The sequence below is a fragment of the Amycolatopsis sp. Poz14 genome, from assembly GCF_006704225.1.
In the GTDB taxonomy this organism is placed as follows: domain Bacteria; phylum Actinomycetota; class Actinomycetes; order Mycobacteriales; family Pseudonocardiaceae; genus Amycolatopsis; species Amycolatopsis nivea.
On the sequence record NZ_JACLHD010000001.1, the window covers coordinates 5,879,763 to 5,902,753 of the forward strand.

Here is a 22,991-nt window from a genome sequence, read left to right on the forward strand (position 1 = left end):
TCGTCGTGACCGCTGCAGACGACGTTGTGCTCGACGACCCCACCGACGCGCTTTCCGCGGCCCCGCCCGCCGGGGCCCGGCGCAACGGTCCGGCCCGGGGACGGCTGAAGTTCTGCTACGGCCCGATGGACTGCGGGAAGTCGACGCTCGCGCTGCAGATCGACCACAACCACGCGCGCCAGGGCCGGCGCGGTCTCGTCCTGGTCCGCCACGACCGGTCCGGCGCGCCGCAGATCACCAGCCGGATCGGCATCGCGCGGCGGGCGACCGAGGTCGCGACCGGCACCGACCTGCGGGATCTGGTGCGCGAGCAGTGGGCGCGCGGGCAGCACGTGGACTACGTGATCGTGGACGAGGCGCAGTTCCTCTCCCCCGCGCAGGTCGACCAGCTCGCCGAACTCGCCGACGAGGCGGGCATCGACGTCTACTGCTTCGGCATCGCGACCGATTTCCGCAGCAGGCTGTTCCCCGGGGCCGGCCGCTTGTTCGAGATCGCCGACGAGCTCCAGCCGGTCCAGGTCGAGGTGCTCTGCTGGTGCGGGCTGCCCGGCCGGTTCAACGCGCGGGTCCGCGACGACGTGATTCTCCGTGACGGAGACACCGTTGTGGTGGCAGATACCGAACACTCCGTAGTTGAACCTTCAGCTTCAGCACGGTCTGATGCCGAAACGGTCACGGTCCGTTATCAGGTACTGTGCCGTCGCCACTTCCGCTCGGGGGATCTGGGACCCGCCGCTGCCCAGCACGGTCAGTTACGGTTGTCCTAGAGCTAACCTAACTAGCCCGACTGGGGGATATCCGCACTAAGAAGGCGGTATCCGCGTCACGTCAGAGGGCGAAAAGACTCCCTCTGGAGGAAGCTGAAGACCACGGGTGACGCAGCTCATCGTGAGCAGCGACATGGCGTGCCGGGAATCCCCCGGACGCCTCGTTCGTTGCATAGGGTGAGCATCACCCTGGCTCCACCCGGAGCTGACTGAAAGGAATCCCACTATGGCCGACCGTGTTCTCCGTGGAAGCCGGCTGGGAGCGGTCAGCTACGAGACCGACCGCAATCACGACCTCGCTCCGCGCCGTACCGTGCGCTACTCCTGCCCCAAGAACCACGAGTTCGAGGTGCCGTTCTCCGACGACGCCGAGATCCCGACGGTGTGGGAGTGCCGCCTGCACGGCAGCGAATCCGAGATCGTCGACGGCGGGCAGCCCGAGCAAAAAAAGGTCAAGCCCCCCAGGACCCACTGGGACATGCTGCTGGAGCGCCGCTCCATCCCCGAGCTCGAGGACCTGCTGAACGAACGTCTCGCCGAGCTCAAGGGACGCCGGACCAGCCGGTCCGCTTGAGCCTCGGCCAGTAGCTGGCTCCCACCACCGAACAGGAACGGCCCCCGCGACCTCCCCCCGCGGGGGCCGTTCCGCGTCCGCGGCACCTCTCCGGCGGTGCACGCGTCTCGCCGGTCCGCGCCGCGCGGATCAGGCCGCCGCGTCGGCGCGGGCTTGCCGCCACCGGGGGCTGTCGACGTAGTGGTTGTCGTACTGCTCGGCGGAAGCGGCGATCTCCTTCGGGTCCGCCTCGCCGCGGGCGACGCGGTCGAGCAGCCGGTAGTAGCCGAAGCGGTCCATCCCGGGGGTGAAGACCACCAGGACGTCGGCGCCGGAGCCCGCGGCCGGGCCGAAGGCGTGCGGGACGGTCGGCGGCACCGCGAGGAAATCGCCGGTTTCCAGGGTGTGCAGTTCGTCGCCGGCCAGGACCTGCAGGGCGCCGCCGAGGACGTAGAAGAACTCGGTCGCGCGGGTGTGGAAGTGCGCGGGCGTGCCGAAGACGCCCTCGTCCAGGGTGGCGCGGTTGGCGGTGAACCGGTTGCCGGTGGCGCCGGAGTCGGCCAGCAGGGCGATCAGGCTGCCGGGAGCATCCGACAGGACTTCGGCCTCGGCGGCGCGGATCAGGGTGGGGTGCGACATCGGTTCCTCCGGGGCAGAGCGGGCTGGACAAGGTCTACTTTTCCGGCGCTGAGCTGGGCGAACAACGGAGAAGTCCGGATCGGTTGATAAGCTCTGGGTTATCGATCGGAGGCGCGGGTGGAACACCGGGACATCGAGGTCTTCCTCGCGCTCGCCGAGGAACTGCACTTCGGCCGGACCGCGGAACGGCTGCGGGTGTCGCAGGCGCGGGTCAGCCAGTCGGTCAAGACGATGGAGCGCCGGATCGGGGCCCGGTTGTTCGACCGCACGAGCAGGCGGGTCTCCCTGACCCCGATCGGCCGCACGCTGGAGGCCGACATCCGGCCCGCCTACCGGCAACTGCTGGCCGGGATCGAGCGCGCGGTCGCGGCGGGACGCGGTGTCGAAGGCGTCCTGCGGCTCGCCTTCGAGGCTCCGGCGGTGGCGAATCTGATCTCCAGCGTCACGGCCGCCTTCCGGGCTCGGTATCCGGGCTGCGAGGTCGACATCAGCGAGGCTCCGTTCGAGGACCCGCTCGCCACGCTCCGTTCCGGCGAAGCCGACCTGGCCGTGGTGCTGCTGCCGGTCGCCGAGCCGTCGATCACGACGGGACCGGTCGTGCACACCGAGCCGATGGTGCTCGCCGTCGCGTCCGGGCATCCGTTCGCGCGCCGGGAGTTCGTCACGCTCGAGGACCTCGGCCGCGACACGGTCCTGCGCGCCGCGCACCCGCCGCCCGCCTACTGGCGGGAGCCGCCCGAGCCGTGGACGACGCCCGCGGGCGTTCCGATCGCCCGCGGGCGCGCCTATCGCACGTTTCAGGAACTTCTTCTGGTCATCGGCGCGGGCGAAGGGATCTGCCCGCTCGCCGCGCACGCCGCGGAGTACTTCGCCCGGCCGGGCATCGCGTTCGTGCCCTTCCGCGACACCCCGCCTGCCCGGTGGGGGCTGATGTGGCGCAGCGCCGGGGAAACCGCGCTGGTCAAGGCGTTCGCGTCGACAGCCGCCGATCACCGGCCCTAGCCCAGGCCCACACCGCGAACGCGCACGCGGCGAACGCCGCGCCCAGCACGGCGGAGCCGGTCCAGCCCGCCGCGGCGAACGCGGTGGTCGTCGCGGTCGCGCCCAGTGCGGAGCCGAGCGAGTAGAAGATCATGTACCCGCCGATGACGCTGCTGGTGCGGTCCGGATGCGCCGCGGTGAGCAGGTGCTGATTGCTGACATGCACTGCCTGCACAGCGAAATCGAGCACCAGCACGCCCAGCCCCAGCAACCACAGCGACGGCTGCCCGACCGCGAGCCAGGACACCGCCAGCAGGACCAGCGCTCCGCCGGTGACCAGGCTCGCGCGTCCCCGGTCGGCCCAGCGTCCGGCGCGGGCGGCCCCGAGCGCGCCTGCCAAGCCGACGAGTCCGAACAGGCCGATCTGCGCGGTGCTCAGGTTCCACGGGTCCGCGGCGAGCGGCAGCGACAGACCGCTCCACAGCGCGCCGAACGACGCGAACAGGAAGAACGCGATCAAGCCCCGCGAGAGGAACAGCGGTTCCCGGAACAGCCCGCCGAGCGAGCTCAGCACCTGCCGGTAAGTCGTGCCGTCGCGGCGCGGATCCGGCGGCATCGTCTTCAGCACGAGACCGGCGAGCGTCACCAGCAGCACCGCGAGCGCGACGTAGACGCTGCGCCACCCCCACAGTTCGGCCAGCGCTCCGGCGGCGACGCGGGCGCCGAGAATGCCGATGACGACCCCGGACGTCACGACGCCGAGGGTGCGGCCGCGTTCGTCCGGAGTGGACAGTGCGGCGGCGTAGGCGACCGTCGTCTGCACAACCACCGCGAACAGTCCCGCGAGCACCAGCCCTGCCAGCAGCAGCCAGGTTTGGCTTGCTACGGCGGCCGCTCCGGCTCCGACGGCGGTCAGCAGCAGGTGCGCCGCGATGAGTGCGCGCCGGTCGACGAGGTCGCCCAGCGGGACGAGCGCGGCGAGACCGGCGAGGTAGCCGAGCTGTCCGGCGGCGACGATCCAGCCCAGGCCGGCGTCCGGCACGCCCAGGTCCGCGCCGATCTCGGCCAGCACCGGCTGAGCGGCGTAAATGCTCGCGACGGCGACCGCGCACACCGCGGCGAACACCGTCCGGCGGCCCGTGGTCAGGCCCATGAGTCCCCCAATCAGTAGCGAATTGCAACTAATCGCACCGTACGGCAGAATGGTTTCAAAGTGCAACTCATCAAGGAGGCCCGCGAGCGTGGACGGCACCCCGGCCTGGACCGACCCGTCGTGTCCGGTGGCCCGCACCCTCGACCTCGTCGGCGACCGGTGGAGCCTGCTGATCGTCCGCGACGCGATGGACGGCGCGCGGGCGTTCACCGACTTCCAGCAGCGCACCGGCATCGCCCGCAACATCCTCACCGACCGGCTGCGCCGCCTGGTCGAACGCGGCGTCCTCGACCGGCAGACCGCGGAATCCGGCAAACGGCAGGTCTACTCGCTCACGTCGGCCGGCCGCGACCTGTTCACCGTCGTCGTCGCGCTCCGGCAGTGGGGCGAGCGGCACGCCTTCTCCCCCGGTGAAGACCACTCCGTGCTGGTCGACGACACCGGGCAGCCGATCCCGCTGCTCGCGCCGGTCGCCGCGAACGGCGCGACGGTCGACGTCGAGACGACCTCGGTGCGCAAGAGCTGAATCCCGCCGGACCCTTGCCCTGGCGACGCGACGGGCTTATTGTCAACGTACTGCTTGATAAAGAGATCGGTTGATAAAGATGTCCGTTGACAACGTCGAGGACCGGCTGGACCGGGCCTTCACCGCGCTGGGCGACCCGATCCGGCGCGCGCTGATCGCCCGGCTGTCGCGCGGCGAGGCGACGGTGAACGAGCTGGCCGAGCCGTTCCCGGTGACGAAGCAAGCCGTGTCGCGGCACGTCCAGGTGCTGGAGGCGGCCGGGCTCATCACGCGCAGCCGCGACGGCCAGCGCCGCCCGTGCCACCTCAACGCCGCCGCTCTCGAAGAGCTGACCAGCTGGATCGACACCTACCGGCTCACCCGCGAACGCGAGTTCCGCCGCCTCGACAGCCTTCTCGAAGAGACCAAGGAGCAGGACCGATGAACCCGACCACCATCACCGCCCAGCCCGGCAGCCCGTTCGTCGAGGTCGTCCGCGAGTTCGACGCGACGCCCGCGCAGCTCTTCCGCGCCTACACCGACCCCGACCTGATCACCCGCTGGCTCGGTCCGCGCGACGTCGAGATGCGGCTCCTCGAGTTCGACCCGCATTCCGGCGGGGCGTACCGCTACGCGCATGTCGATACCGACGGCAGCGAGCACCTCTTCCGCGGCGTCTTCCATTCCGTGGAGAGAGCCGAGCGGATAGTGCAGACTTTCGAGTACGAGGGCGCGCCCGGCCAGGTCAGCCTGGAGACCCTGATCTTCGAGGAACTCGACGGCCGGACGCGGCTGCGAGCCCGGTCGGTGTTCCCGAGCGTCGAGGCCCGCGACGCCATGGTCGCGAGCGGGATGGAACGCGGGATCCGCGATTCGATGGACCGGCTCGGCGAACTCGCGCGCGACGCGGAGCAGCCAGGCACGAGCCGGGTGGTCGTGGACATCTCGATGTCGCTGGACGGCTACGTCACCGGGCCAGGAGCCGATCCCGAACACGGTCTCGGCGTCGGCGGCGAACCGCTGCACGCCTGGGTGTCCGAGCCGACGCCGCGCGATTCGGAGATCCTGCACCGGTCGTTCACCGAAACCGGAGCCGTGGTGATGGGCCGCAGCACCTTCGACGTCGTCGACGGGCCGCAGGGCTGGAACGACGAGATCGGCTACGGCTACGACGAAGACCAGACCGTCGCCCCGCCGGTCTTCGTCGTCACCCACGCACGGCCCCGCGAGGTGCGCCTCGGCGAGCGGTTCCGGTTCGTCACCGACGGCGTCGAGCAGGCGGTCGAGCAGGCGCGCGCGGCCTCGGGCGACAAGGACGTCGTCGTGATGGGCGGCGGGTCGATCGCGTCGCAGGTCCTGTACGCCGGGCTGGCGGACGTGCTGCGGATCCACCTCGCGCCGATCGTCCTCGGCGGCGGAACCCCGTTGTTCCCCCAGGGAAATCCCGGGCCGGTGCGGCTGGAGCCGCTCGGTGCGGTGTCGACGCCGGGCGCCGAACACCTCACCTACCGCGTCCTGAAGTAGCCGCCGCTCAGCCCCGGCCCAGCAGCTTCTTCAGCTGGGCCAGGCGGCGCTGCACGCCCCACTCCGCGACCCGGAAGAACGCCTCGGACATGATGCCGCCGCTCATCTTCGACACGCCGATCTCCCGGTCGGTGAAGGTGATCGGCACCTCGACGATGTCGAACCCGGCGTCCGCGGTGCGGCGCGTGAGGTCGATCTGGAAGCAGTAGCCGTGCGAGGCGACCTCGTTCAGCGCCAGCTTCTCCAGCACCGGGCGCCGGTACGCGCGGAACCCGGCGGTCATGTCCGCGACCTTGATCCCCAGCGCGATCCGCGAGTACAGGTTCGCCCCGCGCGAGAGCAGCGTCCGGCGCAGCGGCCAGTTCACCGTGCTGCCGCCGGGCACGTACCGCGACCCGATCGACAGGTCCGCGTCGCCGACCGCGTCCAGCAGCCGCGGCAGGTCCTCCGGCGCGTGCGAACCGTCGGCGTCCATCTCCACGAACGTCGCGTAGCCGCGCTCCATCCCCCAATGGAACCCGGCGATGTAGGCCTTGCCGAGGCCTTCCTTCGCGGTGCGGTGCAGCACGTGCACCCGCTTGTCCGCGGCCGCGCGCTCGTCGGCCAGCTCGCCGGTGCCGTCCGGGCTGCCGTCGTCGACGACGAGCACGTCGACGTCCGGGAGTGCCTTGTGGAGCCGGTCCAGCACCGGGCCGAGGTTGTCCCGCTCGTTGTAGGTCGGGATCACCACCAGCACCGGTTCGATCGTTTCGGCCCCCCGCGGCGCCTGCGCCATCCGTCTCCTCCGCATCCGGCGAGTCAGCCCGCCGCTTCCCCTGCTGTGGTCCCCGTCTTCGCGGCCGTCGCTGCTTCGCCGCGCCGGGTGCGAAAACGGAGCACGAACCCGCCGGCGACACCCGCGATCGCCAACGCCAGCAGTCCGTACTCCGTCCACGCACCGATTCGATCCGACAGCGTAGTCTGCGTGCGCAGCGGCACGCGCCCGACCAGGGCATCCGCCGTGAAAAGCCCGGTCGAGCTGGTGATCGTCCCGTCCGGGGCGACCAGCGCGCTCACCCCGGACACCGCCGACACCACCACCGCGCGCCCGTGCTCGACCGCGCGCAGCCGCGCCATCGCCAGCTGCTGGTAGCTCATCTCCCCCGGCCCGTACCACGCGTTGTTGGTCGGCACGACGAGCAGTTCGCCGCCCGCGTTGGTCGCGTCGCGAGCGGGACCGTCGAAGGCCGATTCGTAGCAGATGAACACGCCGATCTTGGTGCCCGCGACCGACAGGGCGGCGTTGGAGCCGTCGCCGGGACGCATGTCGCGGGTGTCGTCGATGAACGGCGTCACCAGCCGTGCGACGGCGCGCGCGGGCACGTACTCGCCGAAGGGCACCAGATCCTGTTTGACGTACCGCTGCCCCGGCCCGGTGTTCGGGTCCCAGACGACCGCGGAGTTCTCCGCCGCCCCGTCCGGGGTGCGCACGAGCGCGCCGATGATCGCCGGGGCCCCGAACGCCGACACCACCTGGTCGACGCCCGGGTCGTCGCCGTCGAGCGGGGTCGAGGTTTCCGGCCACAGCAGCAGATCCGGCTTCGGCGCCTGTCCTGATTGGACTTTCTGCAGCAGCCGCGCGCTCTCGGCGAGAGCGTTGGCGCGCAGCACCCCGCGCTGGCCCTGCAGAGCCAGGCCGATGTCCGGCGCGTTGCCCTGCACGGAGCCGACGGTGAGCGAGCCGTCCTGGGCCTCGGTGCCGATCGTCGGCCACACCGCGAGCCCGGCCGCGGCGGGAAGGACGGTGAACACGGCGGGCCAGACCAGTGCGCGGTCCCAGGCTTTGCGCGTGCGCCAGAGCCTGCCGAGCACCGCGGCGAGACCGAAACCGGTGAGCACGACGGCGAAACCGACCAGCGGCGCGCCGCCGACCGACGCGAGCGACAGGAACGCGCCCTCGGGCTGGCTGAACGCGACCCGGCCCCACGGGAACCCGCCGAACGGGAACCACGTGCGCGGCGTCTCCAGCGCGACGAACACCAGCGCGCCCCACAGCGGCGCCAGCGGCAGCCGCGCCACGACCCGGATCAGCCATCCGGCGAGTCCGAAGTAGAGCGACAGCGCGAACGACAGCGCCAGCCACGGCAGCGGCCCGAAGTCGCGGCCGAGGAAGTCCTGCAGCCACACCAGCAGCGGCACGAAGAACGCCATGCCGAACACGAAGCCGTACCCGAACGCGCCGCGGAACGACCGTCCGCGAAGGAGCAGCGCGAACGCGGCGAACGCGATCGGGGCCAGCCACCACAGCGGGCGCGGCGCGAAGCTGAGGTAGTAGCCGTAGCCGGTCGCCGCCGTCGCCGCGACGCGCGCCAGCCAGGGCTTCCACGCCCGCTTTCGCTTGGTCTTGTGCGGAACGCCCGAATCGGCGTCCGCCACGCTCACTGCCACACCCGGAACTCTAAGCGGCCGGTGTGAACTCGTCGTAGATGACTGTGCCGCCGCGGACCGTGCGCAGGCAGCGCGGCAGCGCAGTGCCCGGCTCCAGCCTCGGCAGCGGCGGCACGCCCGAACGCGGATCGGTGGACCAGCGCTGCACGCGGCTGTCGGCGGTGGCGACGACGAGGTCGGCCGCGTCCCAGATCGCGTAGTGCGCGGGCGCGCCCGGGACGAGGCTGCCGGTCACGCCGTCGTTGACGCCCGCCGCGCGGTGTCCGGCGCGCGTGTGGGCGGTGAACGCGGCGCGGGCGGACAGGCGCGCTTCGGGCGTGTGATGGTGCACGGCCGCGCGTACGGAAGCCCATGGGTCGACCGCGCACACCGGGGCGTCGCTGCCGAAGGCGAGCACGACTCCCTCGGCGGCGAGCTGGGCGAAGGGGTTCAGCGCTGCCGCCCGGTCGCCGAGCCGTTCGGAGTACATGCCGGAGGTGCCGCCCCAGGCTTCGTCGAAGAGCGGCTGCACGGACGCGACGACGCCCCATCCGGCGAGTGCGCGCGCCTGCTCAGCGGTGACCATCTCCAGGTGCTCGACCCGGTGGTGCCGCGCCGCGAGGGGACGCTGGCCGACCTGCTTCTCGGCGAGCCGGAACCCCTCGACCACCTCCCCGACGGCGGCGTCGCCGATGACGTGGAAGCCCGCCTGCAGCCCGGCTTCGGTGCAGGCCACGAGATGGTCGGCGATGACCGCGGCGTCGGCGTAGAGGGAGCCGGAGGTGCCGGGCTCGTCGGAGTAGGGCGCGGTGAGGGCCGCGGTGCGGGAGCCGAGCGCGCCGTCCACGAAGAGGTCTCCGGCTACGCCGTGCGCGCCGAGGCGGCGGGCGGTGTCGAGGCCGTTCAGCTGGCCCCAGTAGCCGACGACCTCGGGCAGCGTCGGGCCGGCCAGCGCGAGGAGGTCGGCGAAGTCCTCCTCGCCGGAGATGTCCGGACCCGCGCATTCGTGCACCGAGACGATCCCGCGCGCGGCAGCCGTCATCAGGAACGCGCGCTGGGCCGCCTGCCGCTGTGCTCGGGTGATCGCGTCTCGGGCGGCTCCGCGGACGAGGTGGTGGGCGTCGCGGGTGAGCGGGCCGTCGGCGGACCATCCCGCCTTGGACTCGACGCCCGGCGCGAGTTTCGTGAGTGCGCTCGAGACGAGAGCGGAGTGAACGTCGACCCGGCTCAGGTAGACGGGCGTGTCCCCGGCGGCGTCGTCCAGCTCGGCGCGGCTCGGCAGCCGCTGCTCGGTCCAGGACGACTCGTCCCAGCCGTGCGCGAGCAGGACCTGCCCGGGAACGACGGCGTCGCGCACCGCGGCGAGGAGTTCGGCGGAGCTGCGGACGGCGGTCAGGTCGAGACCGGTCAGGTGCAGGCCGGTGGAGGTGGCGTGCACGTGCGCGTCCACGAACGCCGGTGCGACGAACGCCCCGCCCAGGTCGACGACCTCGGCGTCCGGGTGCAGCGCGCGGGCAGGCGCGTCCTGGCCGACCCACACCACGGTGCCGCCGGAAACCGCCATCGCGGTCGCGTCGGGCGAGGACGGGGTGTAGACGCGGCCGCCGAGCAGGAGCGTGGTGCTGTCGTTCACTCCCCGAGTCTCCCGCCTGGTCCCCCGAGCAGGGCAGACCGGGTCATCGTGCAGAAAGATTTACGGTCGACTAACGTTATGGCAGGATATTTTCACGCGTTCCCGACGACTAGGAGTACAGATGACTGCGATCCAGGAACCTGTGCCGACTGCCGCCGCCTTCGACCAGCCGTACGAGTACGTCCGCGCCGAGTTGGCCGAACCCGACTGGCGCCGCTTCCCCGGCTGGCACGACGTGACCGAAGCAGAGTGGCGGGACGCCCAGTGGCAGCGCGTGCACTGCGTGCGCAACGTCAAGCAGCTGCGGGCCCTCATGGGCGATCTGCTGGAGGACCGGTTCTACGAGGACCTGGTCGCCGACCAGCGCGAGATGGCCACGATGTCGATGCTGCTGCCGCCGCAGATGATCAACACGATGGCCCCGCACGCGGGCACCGACCCGGCGAAGGTCACCGAGGCGTTCTACGCCGACCCGATCCGCCGCTACATGCTTCCCGTGCGCAGCGACCGGCACCCGGCGTGGCCCAGCCACCCGCACGCCGAACGCGACTCCCTGCACGAGGCCGAGATGTGGGTGGTCGAGGGGCTCACCCACCGCTACCCGACGAAGGTGCTGGCCGAGATGATCTCGACCTGCCCGCAGTACTGCGGGCACTGCACCCGGATGGACCTCGTCGGCAACTCGACCGAGCAGGTGGAGAAGCACAAGCTCGCGCTCAAGCCGGTGGACCGCCAGGACGCCATGATCGACTACCTGAAGCGCACCCCCGGCGTCCGGGACGTGGTGGTGTCGGGCGGCGACGTGGCGAACGTGCCGTGGCCGCAGCTGGAGTCGTTCCTGATGCGCCTGATGGACATCGAGACGGTGCGCGACATCCGCCTGGCGACGAAGGCCCTCGCGGCGCTCCCGCAGCACTGGCTGCAGCCCAAGGTGACGGAGGGCCTGCAGCGGGTCGCCCTGACGGCTCAGGCACGCGGGGTGAACCTGGCTATCCACACGCACGTCAACCACGCGCAGTCGGTGACGCCGCTGGTGGCAGAGGCCGCGCGGACGGCGTTGCAGGTCGGGGTGCGGGATGTGCGGAACCAGGGCGTGCTGATGCGCGGGGTCAACGCTACTCCGGCTGCGCTTCTGGATCTTTGCTTCGCTTTGCAGGGCGAGGCTAATATTCTGCCTTACTATTTTTATATGTGCGACATGATTCCGAATGCTGAGCACTGGCGGGTTGCCGTTTGGGAAGCGCAGGAATTGCAGCATTCGATCATGGGGTATTTGCCGGGGTATGCCACGCCGCGGATCGTGTGCGATGTGCCCTATGTTGGGAAGCGGTGGGTGCACCAGCTGGCGGAGTACGACCGGAATCTCGGGATTTCGTACTGGACGAAGAACTACCGGACCGGGATCGAGCACGAGGACCCGGAGGCGTTGCAGCGGAAGTACCCGTATTACGACCCGATCCAGACGCTGCCGGAGGCTGGGCAGAAGTGGTGGGCTGACGAGAAGGGTCGCTGATCCTGGACACTTGCCGTCACGGGACCCGCGCCCTGCCGTAGGCGGACGGCACCGGGGATGAAGACCTCGAAGAGGTGCCTGGCCGGCGGTATATCCGCTGGCCAGGCACCTGCCAAAGTCGCCGTCGGTGCGTCCGAGTGCCTATATGCCGTCCAGAGCGGAACGGAACAAGGCAAGCTCGTCGACGACGCCTCGGCGCGTTCCTCACCCACTGGCCTTCCTAAGACCTCACCGAGGACTGAACTACCGCCAGCCAAGACACCGCTGCTGCCAGGCACCAGTGGGAGTGCCGCGATGTGGCCGCCGAGCCGGGGCCGGACAGCAGGTCGGCTAGCGCTGCCGCTACGGGGAATCCGCCTCGAGTACCAATACCGCCATGTCCAGAAGCCTTTGGCAGTACACGCGACTGTCGGCGGCCGATTCGGGGATGGCCCGAATGAGGTCCTGTTCGCATTCGGCGAGAATGTTCCATCTCCGGTCGTCCAGGTGACCTTGTTGCACTAACCATGTGGAGACACAACCGGCTAGGTCCGCGTCAAGCATCGCCAGGTCGAAGCCTGCCGGGAATGGCGTCTTTATGTGGGCCTCGAAAAGCTTCGTGACTACTGCCAGCCGCTTCGTGAGGTCCAACGGCTTCCTCCCCCTAGCCCGGCGACGCATGCCTTCCAGTCGAGAACCTACGCGCTCGCGGTCGTTGCGCGCCAGGCAGTAACGCGGCTCCCGGACGCTGCCGATCGCGATGGGCGGTGACAGCGACATTTCCCGAAGCCTCTGGATGTCGTTCGAACATTTCCTGAGAATTTTGTGGAGAACGGGCCTGCCAGGCAACCGAAAACCGACCTACGCCGACAATTCTGGCAGCGTTTCCGCTGCTGGGAACCGTGTCCGCGGAAGGGAAAGGGGGTTGGCTACTATGGGCGCGAACCCGCGTGAAACAACGGCGAACGGAGTGCGCATCGTGCTGCCTGGTCCGGTCCAGCGAATCATCTACGGGATTTACACGCACCGGCTGCGGAAACAGCTCGTGGGCGCCGAATTGCCGGGGCACATCGGGATCATCATGGACGGCAACCGGCGCTGGGCTCGGCAGATGGGCATGGCCGACCTCAGCATGGGGCACAAGCGCGGGGCCGAACACGTCGAGACCGTGCTGTCCTGGTGCGAGCGCGCGGGCGTCAAGCACGTGACGATCTACCTCTGCTCGACCGAGAACCTCGCCCGCCGCGACGACGCCGAGGTCTCGTACCTGATGCACCTGATCGAGCAGGTCATCACCGACAAGCTCGCCCAGCCCGACGCGGGGTGGCAGGTGCACGTCGCCGGTCTTCTCGACGCCCTGCCCGACACCACCGCGCATGCGCTGAAGAACGCTGTCGAGGTCACCCGCGACTGCGACACCGGCCACCACATCACGCTGGCCATCGGCTACGGCGGCCGCCAGGAGGTCGTCGACGCACTGCGTGCCCTGCTGACCGAACACGCCGCGGCCGGGACCCTGAACGAACTCGCCGACACCATCACCATGGAAGACGTGTCCCGGCATCTCTACACCGCCGGGCAACCCGACCCCGACCTGGTCATCCGCACCAGCGGGGAACAACGGCTGTCCAACTTCCTGGTCTGGCAGAGCGCCTACTCCGAGCTGTACTTCTGCGACACCTTCTGGCCCGCCTTCCGCGAGGTCGACTTCCTCCGGGCCCTCCGCAGTTACGCGCGGCGGAACCGTCGTTACGGCCGCTGACCGTCGAGTGCGGAAGTTCCGCACTCGACGGTCAGCCGGAGGGGCAAGGTGACCGCCGGGGCGACCTCGGCGGTCACCTTCACTGGACGGCGAGCGCCTCGACCACCGAGGTCTTCGCGGCCTGCCGCAGCGGCAGGAGGGCGGCCACGACCCCCGCGACCGCCGCACCGGCCAAGATCAGCGCGATCCGGCCGTAGGGCAGGCTCAGCACGACGTCGTCGTTGATGACCCTGGCCGCGGCCAACCCGAAGCCGCACCCGAGCAGCACGCCGACGATCCCGCCGACGATTCCGAAGATGACCGCCTCGGTCGTCAGCATCAACCGCAGGTGCCGCTTGGTGAGACCGAACGCCCGCAGCATGGCCGACTCGCGGGAGCGTTCCAGCACCGACAGGGTCATGGTGTTCGCGATGCCGATCAGCGAGATCAGCACAGCCAGCGCCAGCAGGGCCGTGATCAGCGCGGTCACCTGGTTCAGCGAAGCTTCGAGCCGGTCTTTCGCATCGGCGGTCGCCACGATCTTCGCGGTCGGCACTGCGGTCGTCGCCTCGTCGACGACCGCCCTGGACACGTCCGGCGCGGTACCCGGAGCGAACCTGACAAGCAGGCTGGTATCGCCCCGCCCGGGGAACAACCGGTCGAACCAGCCCGGCGCGACCAGGGTCCGCGGCACGACATTGCCGGTCACGATCGCGACCACCTTCGCCTCCACCGGATGACCCGCCACGGTCATCGACACCGTTCCGCCGACCCCGACGCCGAGCTCGCTGGCCCGTTCGGGACGCAACGCCAGCTGCCCGGGGCCGAAGCCGTCCAGCGAACCCCGCACCACGCCCGGGGCGATGGCGCCCTCCATCGTGCTCAGCATCGACGTCGCGCCCTTGACGACTACCGGGGCTTCGCGGACCCGGGTGAATTCGGTGACCCCGTTGTGCCCGCGGAGGTCGTCGCCGACCGACCGCGGCAACGTCACCGAGGAGTCGGCGCCCGGCGGCGTGATGATGTAGTCGGCAGGCAGGGCTTCGCCGACGCCCACTCCGACTGACGACTCGAGCGAGCTGGTGATCACCGATACCCCGGTGGTCAAGGTGATCCCGATGATGAGCGCGAGCACTGTCGTGGCCGCACGTTTCGGGTTCCGCATCGCGTTCGCGACGGCGAGCCTGCCCGGCACGCCCAGCGTGCGGCGGATCGGAAAGCCGACCGCACCCCCGAAAACGCGGACGATCACCGGGCCGAGCAAAATCACGCCCGCGAAGAACAACAGCCCGCCGAACGCGACGAGCACGAGCGGGTACGTCTTGCCGTTGCTCGCCAGCCCGCCCGCGGTGCTGGCGACGCCGGCGGCGCAGAAGAGCGCGGCCACTACCGCGCGGGCCCGGTTGAGCCGCTCGGTACGCGGCTCCGCCTGGATCCGCAACGCGGCGACCGGCGCGACGCGCGTCGCCGCGGCCGCCGGAAGCAGCGCCGCCGCTACGGTCGCGAGCAGCCCGGCCAGCACGCTGAGCACCACCGTCGTCGGCGTCACGGTGAACGATCCAGGCGAAATCGGCGTCCCGAACGCACTCATCACGGGCAACGCCAGATAGCCAGCTCCGATCCCGGCCAGCAGCCCGACCACCGCCGCGCCGAGCCCGACGACAGCGGATTCCGCCAGTACCCCGCCGAACACCTGACCGCGCGAAGCGCCGACACACCGTGCCAGCGCCAGCTCCCGGGTGCGCTGGGCGACCAGGATGCTGAAGGTGTTGTAGATGACGAACATCGCCACGAACAAAGCGATCAAAGCGAACATCACCAGACCGCTGCGCAGAACCACCGGGTCGATGCCGCTGCCCGCGGCCTGCCGCTCGGCGAACTCCTCTCCGGAGAACACCTCGTACGGGCCGCTGCCGACGGCTGCGGCCACCTTCGCCTTCAGGCCCTGCGGGTCGCCGCCCTTGACGTACAGCTCGGAGAATCCGGTCTGGCCGGTCAGCTGCCGCGCGACGGGCTCGGTGAAACCGATCCCGCCGCGCAGGGCGAGAATTCCCTGCCCGGCAACGCTGCTGAACCCGCTGACCCGCAACGGACGGGGCTCGCCGGTGGCATGGTCGACAAGGGTGATCGTGTCCCCGACGCGGTACCCGAGGGCCTTCGCGGTCTGCTCGGCCAGCACTGCCTCGCCGTCCCCCGCGGGCAGCCGGCCCTGCACCGCCGTGGTCCGCATGGTGACCGAGAAGCCCATCGGCTGATCCCGGACCGGGCGGCCGGCGCGGTCGAGCACGGAGATGTCGCCGATGACCAGCCCCTGCACCTGCCGGACGCCCGCGATCGCGGCGACCCGGTCGACGGCGGCCTGGTCCAGCTTCCGCAGCTGGTTGTCCGCCACTACGGCCACGTCGGCCTTGTCCGCGTTGCCGGCGACAGTGCGGTCGGTATTGGTGCGCAGGGTGTCGCTGAGCACCAGCGTGCCCGCGACGAAAGCGGTCCCGAGCAGCGTCGCGAGCGCGGCCAGCAGCAGCCTTCGCCGGTGCGCGCGCAGTCCGGCGAGGGTGAGCTTCAGCATCCGGCTCAGCCCTCCAGTTTCTTCATCGTGTCGAGGACGGTGTCCGCGGTCGGCCGGCCCAGCTCGTGGACGAACTGCCCGTCCCGCACGAACACGACCCGGTCCGAGTACGAGGCCGCGTGCGGGTCGTGGGTGACCATGATGATCGTCTGGCCGAATTCGTCGACCGAGACCCGCAGGAACTCCAGCAGGTCGGTTCCGGAGTTCGAATCGAGGTTGCCGGTCGGTTCGTCGGCGAAGATCACCTCAGGCCGGCTCACCAGTGCGCGGGCCACGGCGACGCGCTGCTGCTGCCCTCCGGACAGTTCGCTCGGCCGGTGCCCCAGCCGGTCGGCGAGCCGCACGCGCTCCACGACCCGTTCGACGAGTTGCGGGTCGGGGCGACGGCCCGCGATCTCCAGCGGCAGGAGGATGTTCTCGCGCGCGGTCAGCGTCGGCAGCAGATTGAAGCTCTGGAAGATGAACCCGATGCGCTCGCGCCGGAGCTTGGTCAGCTCGCGGTCGGTCAGCGCGGTGATCTCGGTGTCCCCCAGCCAGACCGACCCCGAAGTCACCGTGTCCAGACCGGCAAGGCAGTGCAGCAACGTGGATTTGCCGGAACCCGACGGCCCCATGATCGCGGTGAATTCGCCGGCGCCGAATCCGACGTCGACCCCCCTCAGCGCATGTACCTCCGCTCCTCCCTGGCCGTAGACCTTGGTCACTCCGGCGGTGCGCACCGTTTCCCGGTGCAGCGCCCGATTCCGCGAGAAAGACTCCTCCATGCGCGGAAACGTACCGAGCCGCACCTGAGAATTCCCTCAGCGTGATCATCATCGTCGCGTCCGGTCAATTCACCTGCAGATATACGGTCCCTATACGAACCGCCAACGCCGGCCACACCGGCCGGACACGGCTTCGTTGTTAGTTTCGATCCGTGCGACGGAACCTACCCGCCGCACGGAATCGGAAAAATCCATTCCACATGGAGGGAGTCGGCATGCCGACGCAGAGCATCAACGACTGGAAGTCCGCCGCCCACGAAAGCGGTTCGCACCCGGCCGGCCTCGGCTTCGGCGAACTGGGCCAGGAGGACCTGGCCGAGGCGCGCACCGCGGCGCTGCCCAGCAGCGGCTACATCTGCACCTTTACCTTTGAGTGCAACTGCTGACGTAGCCGCAGGGCGACCCGCGAGGGTGTTCGACGCGTGCGGGCGGGCCGGACGACGGCCCGCCCGCACGCCACGGCCGAAAGGACCCGGACGCAATGGGCACGACCCGCTACCGCGCGGACCACGCGGCATTTCTGCGAGAACGCCACGTCGCCGGGACCGGCGCACCGACCGCCGCGGACCTGGCCGCCGTCGACGAATGGCGTGAATCCGCGTACCTCGACGAGCCGACGATGGCCCGCCGGCTCGCCGTCGCCGGGATTTCCCGTGAAACCTTCGCCGCGCTTGTCGCCGGCAAACCGTTTTCGGCCGCGGGCGCGGCCACCGCGTGGGTCCCGGAACTCGACACCATTCTGTCGGGTGAACGGAAACCCGCGGACAGTCGCGAGCCTGTCACGGCACTTTACGGCGAGACCTACGAAAACCTCCTTTTCTCCGGGCTTCTCGACGCATTCATCTGTCATTACGCCGATCGACTACGACAATGGGAGAGTCAGGCCGCGCTCGATCGGATAGCGCTCACCGAACACGCCCGCGAAACCCTCGTCGACGGCCTGGCGACCGGACTTCTCGAGATCGCCCACCGAACATTGATCCTCGAACTCAACATCGCCCGGGACGGCGGCCTGCTGACGGGGGAAACGCCCGAGGAGCGCTACGCGTACTACGACGAGGTCGTGCTTCGGCGGGACGGCTACCGCACGCAGCTCTTCACCGAATACCCGGTTCTCGCGCGTGCGATGGTCCAGCACGGCACCGACTGGCTGGCGAACACCGTCGAGACGCTGACCCGGCTGGCCGCCGACCTTCCCGAGCTCCGGCGCCAGGGGCTGCTGCTGTCGGACCACGTCGTGGTGACCGGTGTCCGCAGCGGTCTCGGAGACCCGCACAACCACGGGCGCTCCGTGTCCTGCTTCGAATTCGAGGACGGCTCGGCGCTGGTCCACAAGCCCCGGCCGGTCGACCCGGAGCGGACCTACGCCGAGGCGCTCGACCTGCTCAACGAACTGACCGGCCTGAACGTCAAGAGCATGCGGGTCCTCGCCCGGCCCGGCTACGGCTGGTGCGAGTTCCTCGAGCACGAGCCGTGCGACCGCGAAGCGGACCTGCCCCGCTTCTACGTCCACATCGGCGCGATGCTGGCCGTCCTGCACGTCCTGGGCGCGGTCGACATCCACATGACCAACGTCATCGCCGTCGGCGACTCCCCCGTGCCCGTCGACCTCGAGACGATCCTGCAGCACACCTCCGTCCGGCACCTCTCGTCCGCGAAAGCGAACGAGAGGGCCCTCGACTTTCTCGCCCAGAGCGTGCTCGCGACCCTTGTCGTGCCGCTGCGCACCTTCGGAGACGGCGTCACGCCAGGCATCGACGTCAGCGCGATAGGCGGCGGCACTCCCCAGCTGACCCCGCGGCCCATGCCTGCCATCGCGGCGCCCTTCACCGACCAGATGCACATCGTCGGCGTGCGCAAGGAGACCAAGCCCGCCCGGAACCGGCCGGTGGTCGACGGACGGGCCGCGGATCCGGCCCGGTACACCGGCGAGGTCGTCCGCGGCTTCCTCGACGGCTACGACGCCATCGCTTCGTCCCGCGAGCGGTTCGCCGCGCTCTTGCGATCGGCCGACGACATCGAGGTCCGCTTCCTGGCCAGGGCGACCCGGCGCTACGACCTGTTCCGCATGGAGCGGTTCCACCCCGACTACCTGCGCGACGGCCTGGCCACCGAGCAGTTGCTGGAGAAACTGTGGACCGCCGCGACCACGCGCGACGACCTGGTCCCGGTGATCGAGGCCGAGCGCCGTCAGCTGCTGCGGGCCGACATCCCCGCGTTCCACACCAAGCCCGGGTCGACCGCGCTGTTCCAGGGCGGCGAGGTCGTGGCCGAAGACTTCTTCACCGAGCCGAGCGGCCAGACGCTGCAGCGGAAACTGGCGATGCTGGGCCCGGACCACCGGGCCACGCAGCTGGCGATCCTGCGGGACGCGCTCGACACTCTGGGCGGTGCCGTCCGGACGACGACGCCCTCGTCCGGAGCGCCGAACCGCGTCCCCGAACCCAGCCTGGACGAGCTGACCCGGCGCACCCTGAACCGGCTCGCGGACGAGGCGATCCTCGGCGACGACGACTGCGCCTGGGTCGGGATCGGCACGGACGGGATCCGCGACGGCTCGTTGAGCTTCCAGCCGCTCAACACCAGCTTCTACGACGGCCTGGCGGGGCTCGCGCTGACCTTCGGGTACGCGGCCGAGCTCTACCAGGACGAGCGGTTCGCGGATCTGAGCCGCCGGAGCATGCGTCCGGTGGTCGACGAACTCCGCCGCCGCACAGCGGGGAGCGACGTCTTCCGAGTCGGCGCCTACGCCGGCCTGTCCGGGACGATCTACGCGGTGTCCCACCAGCACCACTTGACCGGCGACCCGGAATACCTCGAACTGCTCGAGTCGTCGTTGCCCCACCTGCGGGACTGCGCCCGGCAGGAGGACGCGGCCGACCTCGTCGCGGGCCTCGCCGGCTGCGCCGTCGTCGCCGCCGGTCTGCACGACCGCTACCGCATGCCGATTCTCGCCGACATCGTCGCGATCTGCGCGGAACGGCTGGCCGCGACCGCGGTGGACACCGGAACCGGACGCGGTTGGAGCCGGGACGACGGGCCGCCGCTCGGCGGGATGTCCCACGGCTCGGCCGGAATCGGCTGGGCACTGCTCGAAGCGGCCCGCGTACTGGACGACGACCGCGTGCGCCGGCTCGGCGTCGAGGCTCTCGAACACGACATGAGCCTGCGCATCCCCGGCAAGAACGCATGGCAGGACCTGCGGGGTTTCACCGACCTCACGGGCATCGTGCAGGAGCACCCGACGCTGTGGTGCCACGGCTCGACGGGGATCGGCATGGCGCGCCTGCTGGCCCATCGGCGGGCGCCTGACCCGCGCTACCTGGCCGAGGCGGAGGCCGCGCTCGCCGCGACCGCCGAGGCGGGCCTGCTCGGCAACCACTGCCTATGCCATGGCGACTCGGGCAGCCTCGAGCTGTTCACCCTCGCTGAGCCGGTGCTGTCCGAGCTCGGTCCCGCCGCCGAGAACTGGCGGCCGCAGCGGAAGCAGCGAGCCGAGGCGCTGGTGAAGGCGCTCGCCTCGGGCGGCCCTCGGTTCGGGCGCATCACCGGCGGCAACATTCCCGGGCTGCTGCTGGGCCGGGCCGGCGTCTGCCTCACCCTGATGCGGCTGCTCGATACCGCGAACGCCCCGTCGGTGCTGGTGCTCGAACCCGCCGGCGCACCGGAGCGTGCGGCATGACCGGCTACCCCGGCGTGGACGGCAAGCGGGTGCTGCTGGCCGGCACTGGCGCACCCGCCGTCACCGCGCTGCCCGAAGCAGTGCTGCGCTTGCGGCACCACTGCCCGAACGCCCGGACTCGGGTCCTGCTGACCCGGCAAGCGCTGCGGTTCGTCACCCAGACCGCGGTCAACCTGGTCACCGGGGCGGAATCCAGGATCGACGAGTGGTCCGACGAGCCGTACACCGCCGCTCCGCACGTCGAGCTGGGCCGGTGGGCCGAAGCGGTGATCGTCTACCCGGCGACCCTGCACTTCACCGGGCGGCTGGCGCTCGGGCTGTCCGACTCCCCGCTGCTGCTCTCGCTGCAGTGCACGACGGCGCCGATCGTGCTCGTCCCCTCGCTGCCGCCCGGCGGAGCCGGCGGGCGCGCCTACCGGAAGCACGTCGAGGCGCTTCACGACCGGCCGAACGTCGCCGTCCTCCCGCCCGTGGCGGGCTACAGCATGACGACCGGCGAGCGGAACGTCGGCGCGCCCGCGCCGTTCGCGGACGCGCTCGGCCGGCTCGACGAGCTGCTGCGGGAGCCCGCCGCCGCGCCGGCCGGCGACTCCCGCCCGGTGCAGGAGGTGCGATGAACCGGCCCGTCGCGTTCGTGGTGGGCACCGGCCGGACCGGATCCACGGTGCTGTCCCGCATCCTCAACCAGCACCCCGACGTCCTCAGCCTCAACGAGCTGTTCGTCTCCCTCGGCGGGTTCGCTGCCCTGCCCGCCGGAGAGATGTCCGGTGCGGAGTACTGGCGGTTGCTCGCGGATCCCCATCCCGTGTTCGACGAGATGATCCGGCGAGACGCGCCGCTGCCGGAGTTCCTCTACCCCCGCCGGCCCGGCCGGTTCTCCGCGCAGGACGGCGGCATCCCCGCGATCGCGCTGATGGCCCTGCCGCACCTGGCCGAGGACGCCGACGGCCTGTTCGACGAACTCTCGGAGATCGTCCCCGGCTGGCCCGCACGGACGGCCGCCGGCCACCACACGGCGCTGTTCGATCTGCTCGCCACGCGCCTCGGGCGACGGGTCGTCGTCGAGCGATCGGGGCACTCGCTCGAGTGGACGAGCGCCCTGCGCGCGGCGTTTCCGGAAGCGAAATTCATCCACATGTACCGATACGGGCCGGATTGCGCGCTTTCGATGAGCAGACACGGCGGATATCGCACCGCGGCGTTCGCCACGGAAATCCTCGACCTCGCCGGCGTCCCGCATTTTCGCGAACTCACCCCGGAACACGTCAAACGACTGCCCCCGGATCTGGCGCTATTGTGCACCGGCGGCTTCGAAAACGCTTTCGGGCTCGACCGGGACATTCCGGTCGAGGTGTTCGGGCGGATGTGGTCGGCCATGGTTTCGGCGGGGCTGCCCGCGCTGGCCGATCTCCCGCCGGACCGGCTCGCGACCCTGCGCTACGAGGACTTGATCGCCCGGCCGCGCGACGAACTCGCCCGGCTGAGCGGTTTCCTCGGGATCGAGGCGGATCCTGGCTGGCTCGGCGCCGCCGGCGACGTTCTCGACGGGGCTCGCACGGGCGCCGCCGGCCGCCTTCCCCCGGCCCGGCGAGTCGCACTGGCCTCCGCCTGCGCACCAGGGATGCGGCTGCTCGGCGAGCCCGTTCCCGAGTGAATGGCGCCCGGGTGTGGCGCCCAGGGCGGTTCTCCCGAGTCGCGGTGCGCTGTGCCAGTCTGTCGTGCGGACAGGCGAAGGCCTCCGGCGGCGCGTCGGGCAGCCGCGTCGCCTCCGGAAGCCCTCTCGTCCCGACCCGCTAGGCCTGCAGGACGCTGTTGCGCACCCCGGCCTCGTCCCGGTTCAGGATCGACGCGTGCAGCTCGCGGAAACTGTCCGACGGATCCAAGCCGAACTCCTCCGCGAGCGCCTCGGTGGCGTGCCGCCAGGTCGTCAGCGCTCCCGCGAGGTCGCCGGCGAGGTAACACGCCCGCATCAACAGCGCCCACGACGTTTCCCGGTTGGGCACCGTGCCGACCAGGCTGCGAAGTTCGGGAATCACCTCGGCGGACGCGCCCTGCAGCAGCTTCACGTGCACCAGCCGCTCGCGGACGGTCAACTGGAACTGTTCGAGGGCGCGGAACCGGGCTTGCAGCACTCGGGAGGCGGCACAGCCCTGCCCGGCGGGTCCCCGCCAGAGCTCGAGCGCGCGGGCGAACCCTGCTCCCGCTTCGGCGACGTCACCGGCCCTGAGCCGAACGCTCGCCTCTTCGGCCAGTTCGGTGAACCGCAGCACGTCGACCTGGCCTGGACAGACCGCCAGCGCGTAGCCGCCGCGGGTCCCGGCGATGGTGGTCAACTTGCGCGCCGCGGCGGGGTCGACGGACGCCAGCATCCGGCGGAGCCGCCACACGCATCCCCGCAGATTGTCGAGCGCCGAGCGGGGCGGGTCGTCCCACAACGACTCGACCAGCCGCTGCTTCGTCACGTACTGGCCCCGCTCCAGCAGGAGCGCGGCGAACAGCCCTCGCACCATCGCCGAGTCGACCGGCGTGGTCCGGCCGCCCCGGGACAGCGCCACTCTTCCCGAAATCCGGAATAGCGTCTC

Annotated in this window: 21 protein-coding genes; 12 read left to right on the forward strand and 9 right to left on the reverse strand. The window is 70.6% G+C overall.

All coding sequences use genetic code 11. The annotated features are described in order from the left end of the window. The first annotated feature begins 5 nt into the window (after nt 1-5). Together FKO37_RS27860 and FKO37_RS27865 are read left to right on the forward strand one after the other, a co-directional pair. Nucleotides 6-767 carry a thymidine kinase gene (locus tag FKO37_RS27860; protein ID WP_182889288.1) on the forward strand — a complete coding sequence of 254 codons (762 nt, stop codon included), beginning with the start codon at nt 6-8 and terminating at the stop codon, nt 765-767. Nucleotides 768-993: 226 nt separating this feature from the next. Then, a complete protein-coding gene (locus FKO37_RS27865) occupies nt 994-1,341 on the forward strand; it encodes an RNA polymerase-binding protein RbpA (protein WP_009078445.1) in 348 nt (115 codons plus the stop codon). 129 nt (nt 1,342-1,470) lie between these two features. Here FKO37_RS27865 and FKO37_RS27870 read toward each other — a convergent pair whose 3' ends face one another. Beyond that, a complete protein-coding gene (locus tag FKO37_RS27870) occupies nt 1,471-1,959 on the reverse strand; it encodes a cupin domain-containing protein (RefSeq protein WP_238606407.1) in 489 nt (162 codons plus the stop codon). Nucleotides 1,960-2,076: 117 nt separating this feature from the next. Here FKO37_RS27870 and FKO37_RS27875 point away from each other — a divergent pair, with 117 nt between their 5' ends. Continuing rightward, nucleotides 2,077-2,961, forward strand: a complete 885-nt coding sequence (locus FKO37_RS27875; protein WP_238606408.1) for a LysR family transcriptional regulator — start codon at nt 2,077-2,079, stop codon at nt 2,959-2,961. Here FKO37_RS27875 and FKO37_RS27880 read toward each other — a convergent pair. Next, a complete protein-coding gene (locus tag FKO37_RS27880) occupies nt 2,921-4,093 on the reverse strand; it encodes an MFS transporter (protein WP_238606409.1) in 1,173 nt (390 codons plus the stop codon). The genes FKO37_RS27875 and FKO37_RS27880 overlap by 41 nt on opposite strands. A 49-nt stretch (nt 4,094-4,142) precedes the next feature. Between FKO37_RS27880 and FKO37_RS27885 the strand changes: the two genes are divergently transcribed. The 3 genes from FKO37_RS27885 (at nt 4,143) to FKO37_RS27895 (ending at nt 6,122) form a co-directional block, all read left to right on the forward strand. Further along, the gene (locus FKO37_RS27885) at nt 4,143-4,619 is read left to right on the forward strand and encodes a helix-turn-helix domain-containing protein (RefSeq protein ID WP_238606410.1); all 477 of its coding nucleotides are present in this window, start codon (nt 4,143-4,145) and stop codon (nt 4,617-4,619) included. Between the two features lie 79 nt (nt 4,620-4,698). Next, a complete protein-coding gene (locus FKO37_RS27890; RefSeq protein ID WP_037806190.1) occupies nt 4,699-5,043 on the forward strand; it encodes a helix-turn-helix transcriptional regulator in 345 nt (114 codons plus the stop codon). Next, nucleotides 5,040-6,122: an SRPBCC domain-containing protein gene (locus tag FKO37_RS27895; RefSeq protein WP_134662735.1), complete on the forward strand. Its 1,083-nt coding sequence runs from the start codon at nt 5,040-5,042 to the stop codon at nt 6,120-6,122. Before FKO37_RS27890 ends, FKO37_RS27895 begins: the two co-directional genes overlap by 4 nt. Before the next feature lie 7 nt (nt 6,123-6,129). Here FKO37_RS27895 and FKO37_RS27900 read toward each other — a convergent pair whose 3' ends face one another. From FKO37_RS27900 to FKO37_RS27910, 3 genes are read right to left on the reverse strand one after another with little or no spacing between them, the layout of a single operon-like run. Further along, complete coding sequence (locus FKO37_RS27900) at nt 6,130-6,897, reverse strand: polyprenol monophosphomannose synthase (protein ID WP_037806192.1); 768 nt, start codon at nt 6,895-6,897, stop codon at nt 6,130-6,132. A gap of 23 nt (nt 6,898-6,920) precedes the next feature. Further along, complete coding sequence (gene lnt, locus FKO37_RS27905) at nt 6,921-8,549, reverse strand: apolipoprotein N-acyltransferase (protein ID WP_134662736.1); 1,629 nt, start codon at nt 8,547-8,549, stop codon at nt 6,921-6,923. A 10-nt stretch (nt 8,550-8,559) separates the two neighbouring features. Next, nucleotides 8,560-10,161 carry an amidohydrolase gene (locus FKO37_RS27910; RefSeq protein ID WP_238606411.1) on the reverse strand — a complete coding sequence of 534 codons (1,602 nt, stop codon included), beginning with the start codon at nt 10,159-10,161 and terminating at the stop codon, nt 8,560-8,562. A gap of 121 nt (nt 10,162-10,282) precedes the next feature. On the opposite strand from FKO37_RS27910, the gene FKO37_RS27915 reads away from it, so the two are divergent. Next, nucleotides 10,283-11,674, forward strand: coding sequence for a KamA family radical SAM protein (locus FKO37_RS27915; protein ID WP_238606412.1), 1,392 nt, complete (start codon nt 10,283-10,285; stop codon nt 11,672-11,674). A 342-nt stretch (nt 11,675-12,016) separates the two neighbouring features. On the opposite strand, the gene FKO37_RS27920 is transcribed toward FKO37_RS27915, so the two are convergent. Continuing rightward, nucleotides 12,017-12,304 carry a hypothetical protein gene (locus tag FKO37_RS27920; protein ID WP_238606413.1) on the reverse strand — a complete coding sequence of 96 codons (288 nt, stop codon included), beginning with the start codon at nt 12,302-12,304 and terminating at the stop codon, nt 12,017-12,019. A gap of 283 nt (nt 12,305-12,587) precedes the next feature. On the opposite strand from FKO37_RS27920, the gene uppS reads away from it, so the two are divergent. Then, nucleotides 12,588-13,415, forward strand: coding sequence for a polyprenyl diphosphate synthase (gene uppS / locus FKO37_RS27925; RefSeq protein WP_199817156.1), 828 nt, complete (start codon nt 12,588-12,590; stop codon nt 13,413-13,415). Between the two features lie 79 nt (nt 13,416-13,494). Here the strand turns inward: uppS and FKO37_RS27930 are convergent, their stop codons facing one another. Together FKO37_RS27930 and FKO37_RS27935 are read right to left on the reverse strand one after the other, a co-directional pair. Next, nucleotides 13,495-15,963: an ABC transporter permease gene (locus tag FKO37_RS27930; protein WP_238606414.1), complete on the reverse strand. Its 2,469-nt coding sequence runs from the start codon at nt 15,961-15,963 to the stop codon at nt 13,495-13,497. Nucleotides 15,964-15,968: 5 nt separating this feature from the next. After that, nucleotides 15,969-16,727 carry an ABC transporter ATP-binding protein gene (locus tag FKO37_RS27935; protein ID WP_051728520.1) on the reverse strand — a complete coding sequence of 253 codons (759 nt, stop codon included), beginning with the start codon at nt 16,725-16,727 and terminating at the stop codon, nt 15,969-15,971. Nucleotides 16,728-16,942: 215 nt separating this feature from the next. Here FKO37_RS27935 and FKO37_RS27940 point away from each other — a divergent pair, with 215 nt between their 5' ends. From FKO37_RS27940 to FKO37_RS27955, 4 genes are all read left to right on the forward strand, one after another. Continuing rightward, nucleotides 16,943-17,113 carry a hypothetical protein gene (locus FKO37_RS27940; protein ID WP_167754068.1) on the forward strand — a complete coding sequence of 57 codons (171 nt, stop codon included), beginning with the start codon at nt 16,943-16,945 and terminating at the stop codon, nt 17,111-17,113. Nucleotides 17,114-17,208: 95 nt separating this feature from the next. Then, complete coding sequence (locus FKO37_RS27945) at nt 17,209-20,409, forward strand: type 2 lanthipeptide synthetase LanM family protein (protein ID WP_238606415.1); 3,201 nt, start codon at nt 17,209-17,211, stop codon at nt 20,407-20,409. Beyond that, nucleotides 20,406-21,026 (forward strand): flavoprotein, encoded by a 621-nt coding sequence (locus FKO37_RS27950; RefSeq protein ID WP_238606416.1) that lies wholly within the window; start codon nt 20,406-20,408, stop codon nt 21,024-21,026. Before FKO37_RS27945 ends, FKO37_RS27950 begins: the two co-directional genes overlap by 4 nt. Beyond that, nucleotides 21,023-22,063 (forward strand): sulfotransferase, encoded by a 1,041-nt coding sequence (locus tag FKO37_RS27955; RefSeq protein WP_238606417.1) that lies wholly within the window; start codon nt 21,023-21,025, stop codon nt 22,061-22,063. The genes FKO37_RS27950 and FKO37_RS27955 overlap by 4 nt, the downstream gene beginning before the upstream one ends. Nucleotides 22,064-22,202: 139 nt before the next feature. Here FKO37_RS27955 and FKO37_RS27960 read toward each other — a convergent pair whose 3' ends face one another. Then, nucleotides 22,203-22,964, reverse strand: coding sequence for an AfsR/SARP family transcriptional regulator (locus FKO37_RS27960; RefSeq protein ID WP_238606418.1), 762 nt, complete (start codon nt 22,962-22,964; stop codon nt 22,203-22,205). Between the last annotated feature and the right edge of the window lie 27 nt (nt 22,965-22,991).